This window comes from Bartonella sp. AA74HLJMH (assembly GCF_042197045.1).
In the GTDB taxonomy this organism is placed as follows: Bacteria; Pseudomonadota; Alphaproteobacteria; order Rhizobiales; family Rhizobiaceae; genus Bartonella.
The window spans coordinates 1-1,139 of sequence record NZ_JBHIRJ010000099.1 but is presented as its reverse complement, the minus strand read 5'-3'; the positions used below and the strand labels follow the sequence as shown (position 1 = coordinate 1,139).

General features: G+C 31.6%; 1 protein-coding gene. It reads right to left on the bottom strand.

Annotated elements, in window-relative coordinates:
* Nucleotides 1-1,002: 1,002 nt before the first annotated feature.
* Nucleotides 1,003-1,139: YadA-like family protein (locus ACFINH_RS09910; RefSeq protein WP_375633000.1), on the bottom strand; the 137-nt coding region annotated here is incomplete at its 5' end.

Below are 1,139 nucleotides of genomic sequence, written 5' to 3'. Positions count from 1 at the left end.
ACACCAGCACTTTTTACACCTTCAAGAAATGTGTTTCTAAAATCAGGATTTGCTGAAAAAACAGGCGTAACATTCGATAAGAATGTAGCCGCTATAGCCAACGAAAGAACTTTAACAAAAGAAAAACGAGAACGTTTTAATTCACTCGCTGCTTGTGGGGCATATAATTTTTTCATAACAAACTCTCCAATGAAAAAACTTAGAAACACCTCCAAAACATAAAAAAGACACATTTTAGCATTATTGATGTCTTTGGAATTCAGAGTAGACGATCATTGCTTAGAGTGTGAACATTTTGAGTCTTTAGTCTTGTTTTGTTTGTGCTCTCTGTATTGAGATCTAAATGCTTGTCTTTTTGATTATGTTTTGTGGATATAAAGATAACACATTTAGAGTCTAAGGGTTTTAGTGTGCTGTTTTTTCCTAACTAAAAAAGAGGACTTGTATATTTAATATTACTTTTTACTTGGTAGTGGTTACTATAAAATCCTTTGTACTAGGTTTTAGTATGTATTTTCCTAATTATAGGCTTTGTTTTTATTAGAAAGCATGGTTTTATTAATAATAAGTAAAGTAAAAAGAAATTGTAATATGTCCAGAATATAGTTTTCCTTGGATAACTGGCTTTTTAGTTGGATTTTTTCTTTTTAATATATCATATAATGATATATGCGCGGTCTCGTGATGTACCTTTTATCTTTACGCACTACTTTTCCCCCTTTGAATTATTTTATCAAAATGAGTCTTACTAATATACATTTCCGCATCACTATAGACTGTTCAAGAAAATAGCAACATAAAAATATAACTTTTTAGCAATATGGATTCTACTGTGATCTTTTTTCAACAAAATATAGAAAAATCTTCTATAAAACCTCACAGTTTATAGCCTCATCAAATATTATGCTTATCTCTAGATAAATACTGTGCGTCTGTAAAAAAATATCCACCCTTATTTCAATAAATAAGGGTGGATGTTTTGTTCTATTTTCGTTATTCGTATTATTTTATTTTCAGAGTGATTGCACCACCTATTCCCCAATGACCACCAGCACTCGTGGCAGAGAGATTAGAGCGGATTTTTCCGTTTTCAGATGTATAACCAGCACCAAGAGCAAATGCGGATTGTCCACGCCATG